Annotated in this window: 16 protein-coding genes; 1 reads left to right on the top strand and 15 read right to left on the bottom strand. The window is 37.9% G+C overall.

Annotated features, from left to right (window positions below; genetic code table 11):
- Positions 1-3: 3 nt before the first annotated feature.
- The 13 genes from rplV to rpsL all read right to left on the bottom strand — a co-directional run bounded on the left by rplV (position 4) and on the right by rpsL (position 10,481).
- Positions 4-360: a 50S ribosomal protein L22 gene (gene rplV / locus BR65_RS09165; protein WP_023179559.1), complete on the bottom strand. Its 357-nt coding sequence runs from the start codon at positions 358-360 to the stop codon at positions 4-6.
- Between the two features lie 23 nt (positions 361-383).
- Positions 384-662, bottom strand: a complete 279-nt coding sequence (gene rpsS, locus BR65_RS09170; protein WP_023179561.1) for a 30S ribosomal protein S19 — start codon at positions 660-662, stop codon at positions 384-386.
- 54 nt (positions 663-716) lie between these two features.
- Positions 717-1,550 carry a 50S ribosomal protein L2 gene (gene rplB, locus BR65_RS09175; protein ID WP_023179563.1) on the bottom strand — a complete coding sequence of 278 codons (834 nt, stop codon included), beginning with the start codon at positions 1,548-1,550 and terminating at the stop codon, positions 717-719.
- 37 nt (positions 1,551-1,587) lie between these two features.
- On the bottom strand, positions 1,588-1,872 hold the full coding sequence (rplW, locus tag BR65_RS09180) for a 50S ribosomal protein L23 (protein WP_023179565.1): 285 nt from the start codon (positions 1,870-1,872) through the stop codon (positions 1,588-1,590).
- Positions 1,872-2,495 (bottom strand): 50S ribosomal protein L4, encoded by a 624-nt coding sequence (rplD, locus tag BR65_RS09185; protein ID WP_007725670.1) that lies wholly within the window; start codon positions 2,493-2,495, stop codon positions 1,872-1,874. Before rplD ends, rplW begins: the two co-directional genes overlap by 1 nt.
- A gap of 25 nt (positions 2,496-2,520) precedes the next feature.
- Positions 2,521-3,153 carry a 50S ribosomal protein L3 gene (gene rplC / locus BR65_RS09190; protein WP_023179567.1) on the bottom strand — a complete coding sequence of 211 codons (633 nt, stop codon included), beginning with the start codon at positions 3,151-3,153 and terminating at the stop codon, positions 2,521-2,523.
- Positions 3,154-3,191: 38 nt separating this feature from the next.
- Complete coding sequence (rpsJ, locus tag BR65_RS09195) at positions 3,192-3,500, bottom strand: 30S ribosomal protein S10 (protein ID WP_013712034.1); 309 nt, start codon at positions 3,498-3,500, stop codon at positions 3,192-3,194.
- A gap of 399 nt (positions 3,501-3,899) precedes the next feature.
- Positions 3,900-4,922, bottom strand: a complete 1,023-nt coding sequence (locus BR65_RS09200) for a branched-chain amino acid aminotransferase (RefSeq protein WP_023179568.1) — start codon at positions 4,920-4,922, stop codon at positions 3,900-3,902.
- A 172-nt stretch (positions 4,923-5,094) separates the two neighbouring features.
- Positions 5,095-5,619 (bottom strand): kinase, encoded by a 525-nt coding sequence (locus tag BR65_RS09205; RefSeq protein WP_034537978.1) that lies wholly within the window; start codon positions 5,617-5,619, stop codon positions 5,095-5,097.
- 391 nt (positions 5,620-6,010) lie between these two features.
- The gene (gene tuf / locus BR65_RS09210; RefSeq protein ID WP_023179572.1) at positions 6,011-7,201 is read right to left on the bottom strand and encodes an elongation factor Tu; all 1,191 of its coding nucleotides are present in this window, start codon (positions 7,199-7,201) and stop codon (positions 6,011-6,013) included.
- A gap of 139 nt (positions 7,202-7,340) precedes the next feature.
- A complete protein-coding gene (fusA, locus tag BR65_RS09215; RefSeq protein WP_023179574.1) occupies positions 7,341-9,428 on the bottom strand; it encodes an elongation factor G in 2,088 nt (695 codons plus the stop codon).
- Between the two features lie 104 nt (positions 9,429-9,532).
- Positions 9,533-10,003, bottom strand: a complete 471-nt coding sequence (gene rpsG / locus BR65_RS09220; RefSeq protein ID WP_013712039.1) for a 30S ribosomal protein S7 — start codon at positions 10,001-10,003, stop codon at positions 9,533-9,535.
- 67 nt (positions 10,004-10,070) lie between these two features.
- A complete protein-coding gene (rpsL, locus tag BR65_RS09225; protein WP_023179576.1) occupies positions 10,071-10,481 on the bottom strand; it encodes a 30S ribosomal protein S12 in 411 nt (136 codons plus the stop codon).
- Positions 10,482-10,827: 346 nt separating this feature from the next.
- Here rpsL and BR65_RS09235 point away from each other — a divergent pair, with 346 nt between their 5' ends.
- Entirely contained in the window at positions 10,828-11,580 is a 753-nt protein-coding gene (locus BR65_RS09235) for a prepilin peptidase (protein WP_051932737.1), read from the top strand.
- 81 nt (positions 11,581-11,661) lie between these two features.
- Here the strand turns inward: BR65_RS09235 and BR65_RS09240 are convergent, their stop codons facing one another.
- Both BR65_RS09240 and rpoC read right to left on the bottom strand, forming a co-directional pair.
- Entirely contained in the window at positions 11,662-13,134 is a 1,473-nt protein-coding gene (locus BR65_RS09240; RefSeq protein ID WP_081901374.1) for an NAD-dependent succinate-semialdehyde dehydrogenase, read from the bottom strand.
- A gap of 136 nt (positions 13,135-13,270) precedes the next feature.
- Complete coding sequence (rpoC, locus tag BR65_RS09245; protein ID WP_034537981.1) at positions 13,271-16,891, bottom strand: DNA-directed RNA polymerase subunit beta'; 3,621 nt, start codon at positions 16,889-16,891, stop codon at positions 13,271-13,273.
- Between the last annotated feature and the right edge of the window lie 44 nt (positions 16,892-16,935).

Below are 16,935 nucleotides of genomic sequence, written 5' to 3' on the forward strand. Positions count from 1 at the left end.
AGATTATCCCTCCTTCTTTTCAGATACCACTATTGTAATGTGGCTTGTGCGTTTCAAGATTGGTGCAGCTGATCCTTTTGCACGTGGACGGAAACGTTTCATCGTTGGTCCTTCGTTAACATAAGCTTCGCTTACTACCAAGTTTTCTACGTCTAAATCGTAGTTATGTTCTGCATTAGCAATTGCTGACATCAAAACTTTTTCGATTGCTGGTGAAGCACCACGTGGAGTGAATTTCAAAATTGAAATTGCTTCTCCGATGCTTTTCCCTCTAATAAGATCGACAACTAAACGAACTTTACGAGCTGCAATACGAACAGTTTTAGCAGTTGCTTTAGCTTCTGTAATTTGTTCTGCCATATCGAGTTATCCTCCTCTCAAAATTAACGTTTAGTTTTTTTATCATCCGCAGTGTGACCGCGGTATGTTCTTGTTGGTGCAAATTCACCTAATTTGTGTCCGACCATGTCTTCTTGAATATAAACTGGTACATGCTTGCGTCCATCATAGACTGCGATTGTGTAACCAATGAAACTCGGGAAAATTGTTGAACGACGAGACCAAGTTTTAACGACAGATTTCTTTTCGCTTTCAGCCATTGCATTCATTTTTTTCATTAAGTGTTCATCGACAAAAGGTCCTTTTTTAAGACTACGACCCATGGGTGAACCTCCTTCCATTCTTTAGGAAAGTTGGAAAAACCAACTATCCTAGATTTATTTTGTTTTACGACGACGTGTGATAAATTTATTAGATTGAGCTTTTTTATTACGTGTTTTCAATCCAAGAGCAGGTTTACCCCATGGAGTCATTGGACCAGCATGTCCGATTGGAGCTTTACCTTCACCACCACCGTGTGGGTGATCGTTAGGGTTCATTACAGATCCACGAACAGTTGGGCGTTTGCCTAACCAACGAGAACGTCCGGCTTTACCAATGTTAATCAATTCATGTTGTTCATTACCAACTGAACCGATTGTTGCACGACAAGTTCCTAAAATCAAACGAACTTCACCTGAGTTTAAGCGGATCATTACGTATTTGCCTTCTTTACCTAACACTTGCGCGCTAGTTCCAGCTGAACGAACTAATTGTCCACCTTTACCTGGTTTCATTTCGATGTTGTGGATTACAGTACCAGCAGGAATGTTTTCTAATAGAAGAGCATTACCTGTCTTGATATCAACTGTTTCTCCTGAAATGATTTGTTGTCCTACTTGAATTCCTTTAGGTGCGATGATGTATGTTTTAACACCATCAGTGTATTGTACTAATGCAATGTTTGCTGAACGATTTGGATCGTATTCAACAGTTTTGATAATTCCAACGATACCGTCTTTATTACGTTTAAAGTCGATTACGCGGTAATTACGTTTATGTCCGCCACCACGGTGACGTACCATGATTTTACCAGCATTGTTACGACCGGCTTTTCTTTTGTTTGGTTCTAACAATGTCTTTTCAGGCGTTGTTGAAGTGATTTCTGCGAAATCAGAACCAGTCATATTACGACGGCCGTTTGTGGTAGGTTTGTACTTTTTAATACCCACGTGTTTTCCCTCCCGATGTTTATTTTCAAAGCTTTAATTAAGCTTCGAACAATTCAATTTCTTTTGATTCAGTTGTTAAAGTTACGATTGCTTTACGACGTTTTTTAGTGTATCCAGCATGTTTACCCATACGTTTTAATTTTCCACGTACGTTCATGATGTTAACATTAGAAACTTTTACGTCAAAAATTTCTTCAATCGCTTGTTTTACTTGAGTTTTATTTGCGCGTACATCCACTTCGAAAGTGTATTTTTTGTTATCTTGAGCAGCCATTGCTGCTTCAGTGATAACCGGGCGCAAGATTACGTCACGTACATCCATTATTGAAGAACCTCCTCTAGCTTAGTTAGAGCAGTTTGTGTCAAAATCAATTTTTCATGCGCTACAACATCTAACACAGTAACATTATCAAAAGCTACAACTTTAACTCCTGGAAGGTTACGAGCAGATAATGTTGCGAAATCATTGTCGTTTTCTACTACGATAAACGCTTTAGAATCAACATTTAGATTTTTTAACACTTGTGCAAATTCTTTAGTTTTTGGTGCATCAAAGTTCAATGCGTCAACAACAATTAAATCTCCGCTTATTACTTTAGTAGAAAGAACAGATTTGATTGCTAAGCGACGAACTTTTTTAGGAAGTTTGTAGCTGTATGAACGTGGAGTTGGTCCGAAGACGATTCCACCACCGCGCCATTGTGGAGATCTGATTGACCCTTGACGAGCACGACCAGTTCCTTTTTGAGCCCACGGTTTACGTCCACCACCGCGTACTGCACTGCGGTTTTTTACTGAGTGATTTCCTTGTCTTAATGAAGCACGTTGCATGATGATTGCATCAAATACAACATTTTCGTTTGGTTCGATACCGAAAATAGCGTCGTTTAATGTAACTTCACCATTTTGAGTACCATCTTGTTTATATAAGGCTACGTTTGGCATTCCTTTGTTCCTCCTCTCTTAATTTTTATTTAGCTTGTTGAAAAGCTGATTTAATTTGGATTAAGGATTTTTTAGACCCAGGTACATTCCCTTTGATAAGAAGTACATTTTTTTCAACGTCAACGCGAACAACTTCAAGGTTTTTGATAGTTACGCGATTTCCGCCCATACGACCTGGTAATAATTTGCGTTTGAATACACGGTTAGGATCTACAGGACCCATTGACCCTGGACGACGGTGGTGACGGGATCCGTGGGACATTGGTCCACGACTTTGTCCGTGGCGTTTAATAACACCTTGGAATCCTTTACCTTTGGTAGTCCCCGTTACATTAACGATGTCTCCAGCTTTGAAAGTATCAACTTTCACTTCTTGTCCTACTTCGTATTCTCCAAGCTCAACATCGTCAAATTCACGGATGAAGCGCTTAGGAGTAGCATTTGCTTTTGCTACATGACCCATTGCAGGTTTATTTGACAATACTTCACGTTGTTCTTGGTAACCCAATTGAACTGCTTCGTAACCATCCGTTTCGACTGTTTTAACTTGTAAAACAACGTTTGGAGTTGCTTCGATTACAGTTACTGGAATTAATTCACCAGATTCAGTGAAGACTTGTGTCATTCCTACTTTTTTTCCTAAGATTCCTTTGGTCATGAGTACACCTCCATTATATTATTTTTTTTAATTAAAAATTAAAGCTTGATTTCGATATCTACGCCAGATGGTAGATCTAATTTTGTTAAAGCATCAACAGTTTTAGATGTTGGATTAACAATATCAATCACACGTTTGTGTGTAAGCATTTCAAATTGTTCACGAGAATCTTTATATTTGTGAGTCGCACGAATCACAGTGTAAAGAGTTCTTTCTGTTGGCAATGGAATTGGACCAGATACACTAGCACCAGTTCTTTTTGCTGTTTCTACAATTTTTTCCGCTGATTGATCTAAGATACGATGTTCATATGCTTTTAAGCGGATACGAATCTTTTGTTTTGCCATTATTTTCCCTCCTTCGCCTATTTTTATAAATTAGACATTGCTCCACGAAAATTTCCGTCACACGCGCCGTGACAAAGCGGCCGGGTGTGTCGCGACCTCTCGTTTCATAGCCGTTGGGTTTCTTTCGAATACCCCAGTACGATTTCACTTATGAAATCAGCACCTTTTCAATTATATAAAAAATGACTTTATTAATCAAGCTTTTTTTAATTGTTTATTGAATTAATTTATTCCTGCTAAAACTATTTTCGATTTATTTTTTATCTAATAACTTAAAAAAGCTAAGTTAGGAATACATCAACGTTTCCCATCTTAGCTTATTTTATATTGTTTGTCTATTTATTTGTTTGACTATTTTTATTTCTTTTATTTCTTGATTCTTCTATAACTATATTGCTCCTAAACTTTTTCGATCCATCCTTCAGGCGCTTCTACATCACCATACTGAATGCCCGTCAATTCCTCATATAACTTTTTAGTTACTGGTCCCGTTTCTGTTTCACTATAGAAGACATGGAAATCATCTTTGTATTGGATTCCTCCAATAGGCGAAATCACGGCTGCCGTTCCGCATGCTCCCGCTTCTTCAAATTCATCCAACTGTTCAATAAAGACGTCGCCTTCCACCACTTCAAGTCCCAAACGTTCTTTTGCAAGGTAAAGCAAAGAATATTTTGTGATACTTGGTAAGATAGATGGTGAAACTGGTGTCACAAATTTATTGTCTTTCGTGATGCCAAAGAAATTCGCTGATCCTACTTCTTCTATTTTAGTATGGGTTGTTGGATCTAAATAAATGGCATCACTAAAATTACGTTTATGGGCTTCTACTCCTGGAAGTAAACTACCACCATAATTTCCTCCAACTTTCGCTGCTCCCGTTCCATTACCAGCAGCTCTATCATAATCCGAAACAATAAAGTTCGTTGGGGTCAATCCGCCTTTAAAGTAAGCTCCTACTGGCATACAAAAAATAGAGAATAAATACTCTTCAGCTGGTTTTACACCAATATTATCTCCAACACCGATCATATACGGACGAAGATATAAAGATCCTCCTGTACCATATGGCGGAATATAGTGTTCATTTGCTTTTACTACTTTTTTAACGGCTTCAATAAATACATCTGTCGGTACAGCAGGCATCATTAGACGTCTGCAGCTGCGTTGCATCCGTTCAGCGTTTTGATCTGGCCGAAAAAGATTGATTGACCCATCTTTTGTTCGGTAAGCTTTCATTCCTTCAAAAACAGTTTGTCCATAGTGTAAGGCTGTTGATCCTTCACTGATATGAACTTTATTATCTTCTGATAAAGTTCCATCATCCCATTGTCCATCTTTCCAATAAGAAATATAACGGTAATCGGTTTTTATGTAGCTAAAACCTAAGTTATTCCATTCTATATCTACTGTCTTTGTCATTCCATCACTCCTTATCACTAGTGCTATTTAGTGTAACACAACAATGATAAAATTATGAGAAGTTTCTTACTTTTATGTAAATAATTTCTGTTTACTTTTATAATTCCTATCGCTATTGCTATTCAAACTTTTCTTTTTTATATAGCACAGAGTAACATTTTCTAAAGTAGGATTATTCATTAAAGTGTAGCCTAGTTTTTTCTACTCCTATATCATTCAATATATTCCTCACAACTTCTTCTTGCAAAGTGTCTTTCGTAATAATTTTTTCATTTGGAACTCCTAAATAATCTTTTTCATTCCACCAACTTCGCATTTCACTTTCTCCGAATTCGTTTACTTTTCCTCTTTTTTTATGTCTGTTGAGCGTTTCTTCAAAAGGTACGTCAAAATAGTAAGTATAAACGTTTTGTTCAAAAGTATTGATTAAATCTAACAACATATTTTTATATCTTTTATTGATCAAAATTCCCTCTACAATTATAAAAGGACATTTCCCTAACCCAAACTCAGCAATTTGTTTGATCAATGCTATAGATAGATTTCCTTCCCTGTCGTTGACTTTAAGCATGTCCCGCCTAACCACATCTTGAGACACAACTAAAGTAGCTTCTCCTAACATTTCTTGCAGCTTTAAAGCAGTTGTTGTTTTGCCACTTCCAGAGTTGCCTCGTAAAATAATTAGTTTTGAATCCATATTTACAACTCCTAGTTCGTTTTGACTGTTCTACTATTCGTACCTATTATACTATATATATGAAGCAATCTTTCTTTATTAATAGATACATATCTATAGAAATTTAAAACCTTTTTTAAAGAACTTTTAATTCATCACATCATACTATTTATCAAATAGCCAAAACATTTCTTCTTAAGGTGTTTTCGATTTATTCACGAAAGAGATCATTTCACTTTTACGTTAACCTTTGTTTTAAGTCCTTCTTTGTGGGGGCAATTATTTATAAAGTACGCTATTTAACAAAAAGACCAAATAAAAAAACCCTGTCGCAATGACAGGGTTTTTTTCTCGGATGATCACGCTCTATACCAGATAGAGTCAATTTTTAACGTTTTATTTTAAGAGTTGATTAAGCTTCGATTGAAGCAACAACGCCGGCTCCAACAGTACGTCCACCTTCACGGATAGTGAATTTAGTACCTGCATCGATAGCGATAGGTGCGATCAATTCAACGTTAATTGTAACGTTGTCTCCTGGCATAACCATTTCAGTACCTTCTGGTAACTCAACAACACCAGTTACGTCAGTAGTACGGAAGTAAAATTGTGGGCGGTAGTTAGCGAAGAATGGAGTATGACGTCCACCTTCTTCTTTAGATAAGATATAAACTTCACCTGAGAATTTTGTATGTGGAGTAATTGAACCTGGTTTAGCTAAAACTTGTCCACGTTGGATGTCTTCACGAGCAACCCCACGTAATAATGCACCAATGTTGTCCCCTGCTTGAGCAAAGTCTAACAATTTACGGAACATTTCAACACCAGTAACAGTTGATTTAGTAGTAGCTTCATGAATTCCGATGATTTCTACTTCTTCACCGACTTTAATTTGTCCAGTTTCTACACGTCCTGTAGCAACTGTTCCACGTCCAGTAATTGAGAATACATCCTCAACTGGCATCATGAATGGTTTGTCAGTATCACGTTCTGGAGTTGGAATGTAAGAATCTACAGCATCCATCAATTCCATGATTTTATCTTCGAATTCTTCAACGCCTTCAAGAGCTTTAAGAGCAGAACCAGCGATAACTGGAGTGTCGTCTCCTGGGAAGTCATATTCAGATAATAAATCACGAACTTCCATTTCAACTAATTCTAGTAATTCTTCATCATCAACTTGGTCAACTTTGTTTAAGAAAACAACGATGTATGGAACACCAACTTGGCGAGACAATAGAATGTGTTCACGAGTTTGTGGCATTGGACCATCAGCAGCAGATACTACTAAGATAGCTCCATCCATTTGTGCAGCACCAGTGATCATGTTTTTAACATAGTCAGCATGGCCTGGGCAGTCTACGTGAGCGTAGTGACGAGTTTCAGTTTCGTATTCAACGTGAGAAGTGTTGATCGTGATTCCACGTTCGCGTTCTTCAGGAGCTCCATCGATTGAAGCGTAGTCAGTTGCAGTACTTTTGAAACCTCTTTTAGCTAATACAGTAGTGATTGCAGCAGTTAATGTTGTTTTACCATGGTCAACGTGTCCAATAGTACCAATGTTAACGTGCGTTTTTGAGCGATCGTATTTTTCTTTTGCCATTTTATTAATATCCTCCTCATAGTGAGTTCTTTTTTTATTGATAAGAATAGAGCATTTTGCTCCATCCTCATCATTTGTAAAAATTATAACGATTATCTGTTAGAAAATCAATACTTAACGATCGGACAACAAACTAAGATTAGTCAGCTGATCCGCCATTTTTCTTGATAATTTCTTCAGAGATAGATTTTGGAACATCTTCATAATGATCAAATGTCATTGAGAAGGTACCGCGACCTTGTGTTGCTGAACGTAATGCAGTTGCATAACCGAACATTTCAGCCAATGGAATCATACCTTTAACGATAGTAGTATTTCCACGAGCTTCAGAACCTTCGATACGTCCACGACGAGCTGAGATGTGTCCCATTACGTCTCCTAAATAATCTTCAGGAATTGTAATTTCAACACCCATCATAGGCTCTAAGATAACTGGATTTGCTTTTTTAGCAGCATTTTTCAATGCCATTGAAGCAGCAACTTTAAAGGCAGTTTCATTTGAATCGACATCATGGTATGAACCATCATAAAGTTTTGCTTTAATATCAACTAATGGATATCCAGCAAGAACTCCGTTGTCTAATGAAGCTTCCAAACCAGCTTTAACTGCTGGGATATATTCACGAGGAACAGTACCACCAACGATTGCATCTTCAAAATCAAAACCTTTTCCTTCTTCATTAGGAGAGAATTCGATCCATACGTGACCGTATTGACCTTTACCACCTGATTGACGAACGAATTTACCTTCGGCTTGAGTAGAACCACGGAATGTTTCACGATAAGAAACTTGTGGAGCACCAACACTAGCTTCAACATTGAATTCACGTCTCATACGATCAACAATGATGTCCAAGTGCAACTCACCCATACCAGCGATAATTGTTTCGCCAGTTTCGTGGTCAGTTTCAGCACGGAAAGTTGGATCTTCTTCAGCAAGTTTTTGTAACGCAACACCCATTTTATCTTGGTCAGCTTTTGATTTTGGTTCAATAGCTACTTGGATAACTGGTTCTGGAAAGTCCATTGATTCTAAGATCACTTGTACTTTTTCATCACACAAAGTATCACCAGTAGTTGTATTTTTCAATCCAACAGCTGCTGCAATATCTCCAGCAAATACTTCAGGAATTTCGCTACGAGAGTTCGCATGCATTTGTAAGATACGTCCTACACGTTCACGTTTACCTTTAGTAGAGTTTTGGACATAAGATCCAGCTTGTAACGTACCAGAATAAACACGGAAGAAAGTTAAACGACCTACATACGGGTCAGTCATAACTTTAAATGCCAATGCTGAGAATGGTTCGTTGTCATCAGCATGACGTTCTACAGTTTCTTCAGAATCTGGTAAGATTCCTTGGATTGCAGGTACATCAAGTGGTGACGGTAGGTAGTCAACGACTGCATCAAGCATTAATTGAACACCTTTGTTTTTAAATGCTGAACCACATAGAACTGGGTAGAATTCAACGTTAACTGTTGCAGTACGGATAGCTTTTTTCAATTCAGCTTCAGAAATTTCTTCACCTTCAAGATATTTCTCCATCAAAGCTTCATCTGTATCTGCTACTGCTTCAACTAATTTTGTACGCCATTCTTCTGCTAATTCTACGTATTCTTCAGGAATGTCTTCCTCACGGATATCTGTTCCTAAGTCATTTGTATACATTTCAGCTTTCATCTTGATCAAGTCAATGATACCTGTGAAGTTATCTTCAGCACCAATTGGCAATTGAATCGGATGAGCGTTTGCTTGTAAACGATCATGAATAGTACCTACAGAGTATAAGAAATCTGCACCAGTTTTGTCCATTTTGTTTACGAATACAATACGGGGCACACCGTAAGTTGTTGCTTGACGCCAAACCGTTTCAGTTTGAGGCTCAACACCTGATTGTGCATCAAGTAAAGCAACAGCACCATCTAATACACGTAGAGAACGTTCAACTTCAACAGTGAAGTCAACGTGACCAGGAGTATCGATAATGTTTACACGGTGATTATTCCAAGCAGCTGTTGTTGCAGCTGATGTAATTGTAATACCACGTTCTTGTTCTTGTTCCATCCAGTCCATTTGTGAAGCACCCTCATGGGTTTCACCAATTTTATGGATTTTACCAGTATAATACAGAACACGTTCAGTTGTTGTTGTTTTACCAGCATCAATATGAGCCATGATTCCAATATTACGGGTATTGTGTAGAGAAAATTCTCTTTCTGCCATCTTGCAATAACACCTCTCTTAATTTAATTTGAACTAAGAAACTTCAATTCTTCCTTTAAAGGCTAAGTTGCACATGTGCACCAAAGCCTCCTCTAGAAAAAATCTTACCAACGGTAATGAGCGAAAGCTTTATTCGCTTCAGCCATTTTATGAGTGTCTTCACGTTTTTTAACTGCTGCTCCAGTATTGTTAGCAGCATCCATGATTTCTTTAGCAAGACGTTGTTCCATAGTATCTTCTCCGCGTAAACGAGAGTAGCTTACTAACCAACGAAGAGCAAGAGCCGTGCGACGTTCTGGACGAACTTCGATCGGAACTTGGTAGTTAGAACCCCCAACACGGCGAGCTTTAACTTCAAGAACAGGCATGATATTTTTCATTGCTTGTTCAAATACTTCAATAGGTTCGTTGCCAGTTTGTTCTTTAATCATGTCAAATGCATTATAAAGAATTGTAGCAGCTTTCCCACGTTTTCCGTCAACCATAATACGGTTGATCAAACGAGTAACAAGTTTAGAATTATAAAGTGGATCAGGTAAAACATCACGTTTAGTAATAGGACCTTTACGAGGCATCCAAATTCCTCCTTTCGATAATAGTTATCTTTTAGACTAATTTTTTTGTTTTAATTAAGCGCTAAGCTTATTTAGGTTTTTTAGTACCGTATTTAGAACGGCTTTGTTTACGATCTGCAACACCGGCAGTATCAAGCGCTCCACGAACGATGTGGTAACGAACTCCGGGTAGATCCTTCACTCGTCCTCCACGTAAAAGAACCACACTATGTTCTTGCAAGTTGTGACCTTCACCTGGGATATAAGCAGTTACTTCAATTAAGTTAGACAAACGAACACGTGCATATTTACGTAACGCTGAGTTAGGTTTTTTAGGAGTCATAGTTCCCACACGAGTACAAACACCACGTTTTTGAGGTGAGTTTACTGTTGTTTGTTTTTTTCTTTTACTGTTGTAACCTCTGTTTAAAGCTGGAGATTCAGATTTTTCTATTTTTGATTTACGAGGTTTACGTACTAATTGATTAATAGTAGGCATCGATTGTTTCCTCCTTCCCTATGTTATTATTCTAGTCCACACATCCAGGCGGTTCTTTTTTCAGCAAAAAAATAAGTGCTGCAAAATTGCAACCAACCGTTCAGTATAGTTTTAAGGCCAATGTACCAGTCAGCACGACTGATAGACAGGAATCTGCGTACAAAAGCACCTTTTGAATCATAACATGGTCTAATATTATTGTCAACAAGTTGCGTTGAAAAAAATGCTAAAAGTCTTTTATACTTTTGCACTTTTACTAGTATACTCCATCTCTTTAATTTTTTAAAGCATTCTGGACTAAATAGCAGATATTTATTAGTAAGTCGTTTTTATGAGGTGAATGAAGTTGCTAACTAGTGTATTTATATTGTTGATTTGGCTTACAGGCTGTTGTCTAGGTTCATTTTTGATGGTGGTTGGATTAAGAGTTCCTATTCATCAATCCATTGTTTTGCCACGTTCTTACTGCCCAAATTGTCACCAAACACTTCATTTTTTTGAGTTGCTGCCTGTAGTTTCTTATCTTTTTCAAAAAGGGCGCTGCCGCAATTGTCACCAACCCATTTCTATCCTTCATCTATTAACAGAATCATTAATGGGGTTTATGTTCCTTTTTATCTTTTATACTTATTATTTAAATCCAATTGAAGGATTGTTCCTTATAGGATTAGCTTCTTTTAGTCTGGTATTTACTATTTCAGACATTTACTACCAACTTTTACCTAATTACTTAATGAATCTTTTCTTATTATGGGTAATTGCAGGGCAATTCTTTCTTCATTCTCAGCAATTTTATACCTATTTGCTATGCGGATTGGGATTTTTCATCTTCTTTTATCTACTTTATCAATTCTATCCTATAGGCGGTGGCGATGTTAAGTTATTAGGTATTATCGGCTTGCTTCTTGGATATCCTTTAACCTTGACGGCAATTATGATCGCATGTTTTTCGGCATTACTGATTCATTTACCTTTAGTACTCAGCAAGAAAATCACTTCTAAGCATCACATACCATTTGCTCCTTTTATCTTTTTCGGTACCTTTTCTGCTTATTTCTTGCAAGAAATCCTTTCCGATTGGTGGTTATTTCTTTCTTAATAGATTATAACCGTGTGACTTCTTACATACACTACCTAAAAAAATGAGAAGCTTGGTTTCCAAGCTCCTCATTTCCTTGTACTATTCAGGATATTTTGTATGAACAAATTTAATTTCTAGATACTCTTCTATTCCGTAACTGCCGTTCTCACGTCCAACACCTGAGTGTTTTACGCCGCCAAATGGTGCTTCAGAAGTAGAAATAGCTGTATTATTGATGCCTACAAGGCCGTACTCTAATGCATCACTAACTACTTCAGCGCGTCTTAGATCTTTTGTAAAGAAATAAGATGCTAAACCGAAATGTGTATCATTTGCCATTTTAATGACTTCGTCTTCCTCTTCGAAATCAATTAATGGAATGACTGGACCAAACGTTTCTTCATAAAAGATATCCATCTCTGTAGTGACGGCATCTAAAATAGTGGGTGCATAAAAATATCCGTTAGCATAATCTCCTTCAGTTAAAGGACCTCCGCCAGCGAGCACCTTAGCCCCTTTAGCTTTCGCATCATCTACTTGTGCTTGGACCGTTTCAACGGCTTCGCCATTAATTAGCGGTCCTGCCATTACATCGTCTAGGCCATTTCCAACCGTTACTTTTTCAACAGCCGCTGACAACTGTTCAACAAATTCTTGTTTGATAGCTTTGCTGACAAAAATACGATTAGGTGAAGTACAAGCTTGTCCATTATTTCTAAATTTCATCGCCACAAGCGTTTCAACCGCATCTTCAATATCTGCATCTTCAAATACGATAAATGGAGCATGCCCACCTAATTCAAAAGAAATCTTTTTCATTGTTTGGGCAGATTGTTCATACAACATTTTTCCAACTTCAGTAGAGCCTGTAAATGTTAATTTTCGAACATCGTTGCTGTCTGTTAACGTCTTCCCAATTTTACTTGATGGTCCCACAATAAGATTGGCGACTCCAGCCGGAAGTCCCACTTCATGGAAGATCTCAAAAATCGCAATTGCTGACAAGGGTGTACTGCTTGCAGGTTTTAAAATCACCGTACAGCCTGCTGCGATAGCCGGAGCAATTTTCCGAACGATCATATTAGAAGGAAAGTTCCAAGGAGTGATTGCTCCAACTACTCCGACGGGTTGTTTCTTCACTTCGTATTTATGATTATTAGGAGCAGGGATCGTTTCTCCATAAATACGTCTTGCTTCTTCCGCACTCCAATGTAAGTTTTGACTATCAGTAAGGATTTCTGCCCTTGATTCTTTTAATGGTTTCCCTTGTTCTAATGTCATAATTAATGCCAATTGTTCTGTTTTTTCTTCAATTTTATCTGCAATAGCATGGATCAATTTGACTCGTTCAGCTAATTCCATACCTGACCATTTAGGAAAAGCTTCTTTAGCTGCTTGGATGGCATGCTGTGTTTCTTCTTCTCCACCTTGAGAGACTTTAATCAACTCTTCTTTAGTCGCTGGATTATGGACAGCCTTTTTTTCTAGTGATCCTTCTACCCATTGACCGTTGATGTAAAGTCCTGTTTGAATTTTTGGTAATTTTTCTCGTGTTTTTACCACTAAAATCACTCCTTCAAATTTTGGTGTCTGTTTTCTTTTTCCTCTTCCACCTTAACATATCATTTTTAAATTTCTAAATTATTTGCTCTTTTCGTTTTTAGATACAAAAAAAAGAACCCTCGCCTAACGAGGAGTTCTTTCCATATTATTTAGGTTCCACTTGGTCATTGATACTGTAAACATTCTCGCTTACAACGCCAACACCTTTAGGTTCCATCTTACGGTATTTAGCCATCCCAGTACCAGCTGGAATTACTTTACCAATGATAACATTTTCTTTCAATCCTAATAGAGGATCGCGTTTTCCGCGAATAGCAGCATCTGTTAAGACACGCGTTGTTTCTTGGAATGATGCGGCAGATAAGAAGCTGTTTGTTTCAAGGGAAGCTTTTGTAATTCCAAGCAATACAGGACGAGCTGTTGCAGGAATTCCGCCAGATACCAATGTATCAAAGTTTTTATCTGTGTAGTCATGAATATCAATTAGTGTACCTGGTAAGATATCTGTTTCACCTGGGTCCATTACACGTACTTTACGCAACATTTGACGTACCATAACTTCGATATGTTTGTCGCCGATTTCTACCCCTTGCATACGGTATACCTTTTGTACTTCGCGTAACAAGTAGTTTTCAACAGCAAGTACATCACGAACACGCAATAGTTCTTTAGGATCAATTGAACCTTGGTCTAATGCTTCACCACGGTGGATGATATCTCCTTCAGCTACTTTCATACGTGCTGTATATGGAACTTGATAAGAACGTGTATCTGTTTCTCCCTTAATGGTAACTTCTTTTGTACGAGCTGCTGGATTTTCATCGATTGAGATAATTTCCCCAGTAACTTCAGTAATCACAGCTTGACCTTTAGGGTGACGTGCTTCAAAAATTTCTTGGATACGAGGAAGCCCTTGAGTAATATCGTCTCCGGCAACCCCACCGGTATGGAACGTACGCATTGTTAATTGAGTACCTGGTTCTCCGATTGATTGAGCGGCAATTGTTCCAACTGCTTCCCCAACTTCAACTTCAGAGCCTGTTGCTAAGTTACGTCCATAACAATGTTTACATACACCATGTTTAGTATTACATGTAAATACGGAACGGATCGTTACTTCTTCAATCCCAACAGCTACGATTTCTCTAGCAATGTCTTCAGTAATGATTTGGTTTTCACCAATAATAACTGTTCCATCTTCAGGGTTAAAGACTGTTTTACGAGTGTAACGTCCTAATAAACGTTCTTCAAGTGGTTCAATAACTTCGTTTCCTTCTTTAATTGCATGAATCACTAATCCACGATCAGAACCACAGTCTGTTTCACGAATGATAACATCTTGTGCAACGTCAACTAAACGACGAGTCAAGTAACCTGAGTCAGCTGTTTTCAAGGCTGTATCGGTCATCCCTTTACGAGCTCCATGGGTAGAGATAAACATCTCTAAAACTGACAAACCTTCACGGAAGTTAGATGTTACCGGTAATTCCATGATTTGGCCATTCGGTGCAGCCATCAATCCACGCATACCAGCAAGCTGAGTAAAGTTGGAAATGTTACCACGGGCACCAGAGTCACTCATCATGAAGATTGGGTTAAGGTCATTCAAACTTTCCATTAGGCGGATTTGAATGTGATCTTTTGTTTTGTTCCAGATATCAATAACACGTTCATAACGTTCTTCATCCGTGATTAAACCACGACGGAATTGTTTCGTTACTTTTTCAACTTGTTCATGAGCGTTATCTAAAATTTCTTGTTTTTCTTCTAATACTACGATATCGGCGATACCAACTGTAATACCAGCTTTTGTTGAGTATTTGTATCCTAGGTCTTTCATTCTGTCTAGCATTTTAGACGTTTCAGTGATTTTGAATCGTTTGAATACTTCAGCAATGATGTTTCCAAGGTTTTTCTTCTTGAATGGTTTAATCAATTCTTGAGCTTGAATGTGTTCAAGAACATCAATACCAGCATCAACAAAATAACTATCAGGTGTTTGAACTTCCAAATTGCTTTGTGTTGGTTCATTCAAATACGGGAATTCATTCGGCATAATATCGTTAAAGATCAGTTTACCAACAGTGGTAATCATCAATTTATCTTTTTGCCCTTGAGTAAATGGTTTGTTTGGAATATCAGATGGTTTGATTGCGATTCTAGAGTGTAAATGTACATAGCCGCTTTGGTAAGCAAGCATTGCTTCATTTAAACTACTAAATTGCATTCCTTCACCTTCGCGTCCTTCTTCTTCCATAGTTAGGTAGTAGTTACCTAAGACCATATCTTGAGAAGGTGTAACAACTGGTTTACCATCTTTTGGATTTAAAATGTTTTGGGCAGCTAGCATCAACATACGTGCTTCAGCTTGTGCTTCATCACTTAAAGGTACATGGACAGCCATTTGGTCACCATCGAAATCGGCATTATAAGCTTCACATACTAATGGGTGAAGACGGATAGCTTTACCTTCTACAAGAACAGGTTCAAATGCTTGGATCCCTAATCTATGCAAAGTAGGTGCTCGGTTCAATAGAACTGGATGTTCACGAATAACTTCTTCTAAAATTGGCCAGATTGAATCATCTTGGCGATCAATTTTACGTTTAGCGTTTTTGATGTTGCTTGCGATATCGCGTGCAACCAACTCTTTCATTACAAAAGGTTTGAACAATTCAATCGCCATTTGTTTTGGCAGTCCACATTGATACATTTTCAAGAACGGTCCAACAACGATAACTGAACGACCTGAATAGTCAACACGTTTACCTAGCAAGTTTTGACGGAAACGCCCTTGTTTCCCTTTAAGCATATGAGACAATGATTTCAATGGACGGTTACCTGGTCCAGTTACTGGACGTCCGCGACGACCATTATCGATCAAAGCATCTACTGCTTCTTGCAACATACGTTTTTCATTTTGCACAATAATGTTTGGTGCATTTAAGTCTAATAAACGTTTCAAACGGTTATTACGGTTGATCACACGACGGTACAAGTCATTTAAATCACTTGTAGCGAAACGTCCACCTTCTAATTGAACCATTGGACGAATTTCTGGCGGAATAATAGGAATAACATCCATTACCATCCATGAAGGTTGGTTGCCAGAATTACGGAATGCTTCTAAAATGTCTAAACGACGAATAGCACGTGTACGTTTTTGACCAGTAGTTGTTTTTAAAATTTCTTTTAGTTCTTCTACTTCTTGATCCAATTTAACATCATTCAAGAGTTGTTTAACCGCTTCTGCTCCCATTTCAGCTTGGAACTCATTGCCGTATTGTTCACGTTTTTCACGGTACTCTCTTTCTGTTAATAATTGTTTCTTTTCTAACGGTGTGCTACCTGGTTCGATAACCACATAAGAAGCAAAGTAAATGATTTCTTCCAGCGCACGTGGACTCATATCTAATACAAGACCCATACGACTTGGAATACCTTTGAAGTACCAAATATGAGAAACTGGTGCTGCTAATTCAATATGACCCATACGTTCACGACGTACTTTAGAGCGAGTAACTTCTACTCCACAACGGTCACAAACAATTCCTTTATAGCGGATACGTTTGTATTTTCCACAAGCACATTCCCAGTCTTTAGAAGGTCCAAAAATACGTTCGCAGAATAAACCATCACGTTCAGGTTTTAAGGTACGGTAGTTAATGGTTTCTGGTTTTTTTACTTCACCATATGACCAACTACGGATTTTATCTGGAGAAGCTAAACCAATTTGCATGCTTTCAAAATTATTAACGTCTATCAAGGGGCTAACCTCCCTTTATTTTTGTTGAGCTGCCCTACCTGCTC

Origin of the sequence: Carnobacterium inhibens subsp. inhibens DSM 13024, from assembly GCF_000746825.1 — a bacterium.
In the GTDB taxonomy this organism is placed as follows: domain Bacteria; phylum Bacillota; class Bacilli; order Lactobacillales; family Carnobacteriaceae; genus Carnobacterium_B; species Carnobacterium_B inhibens.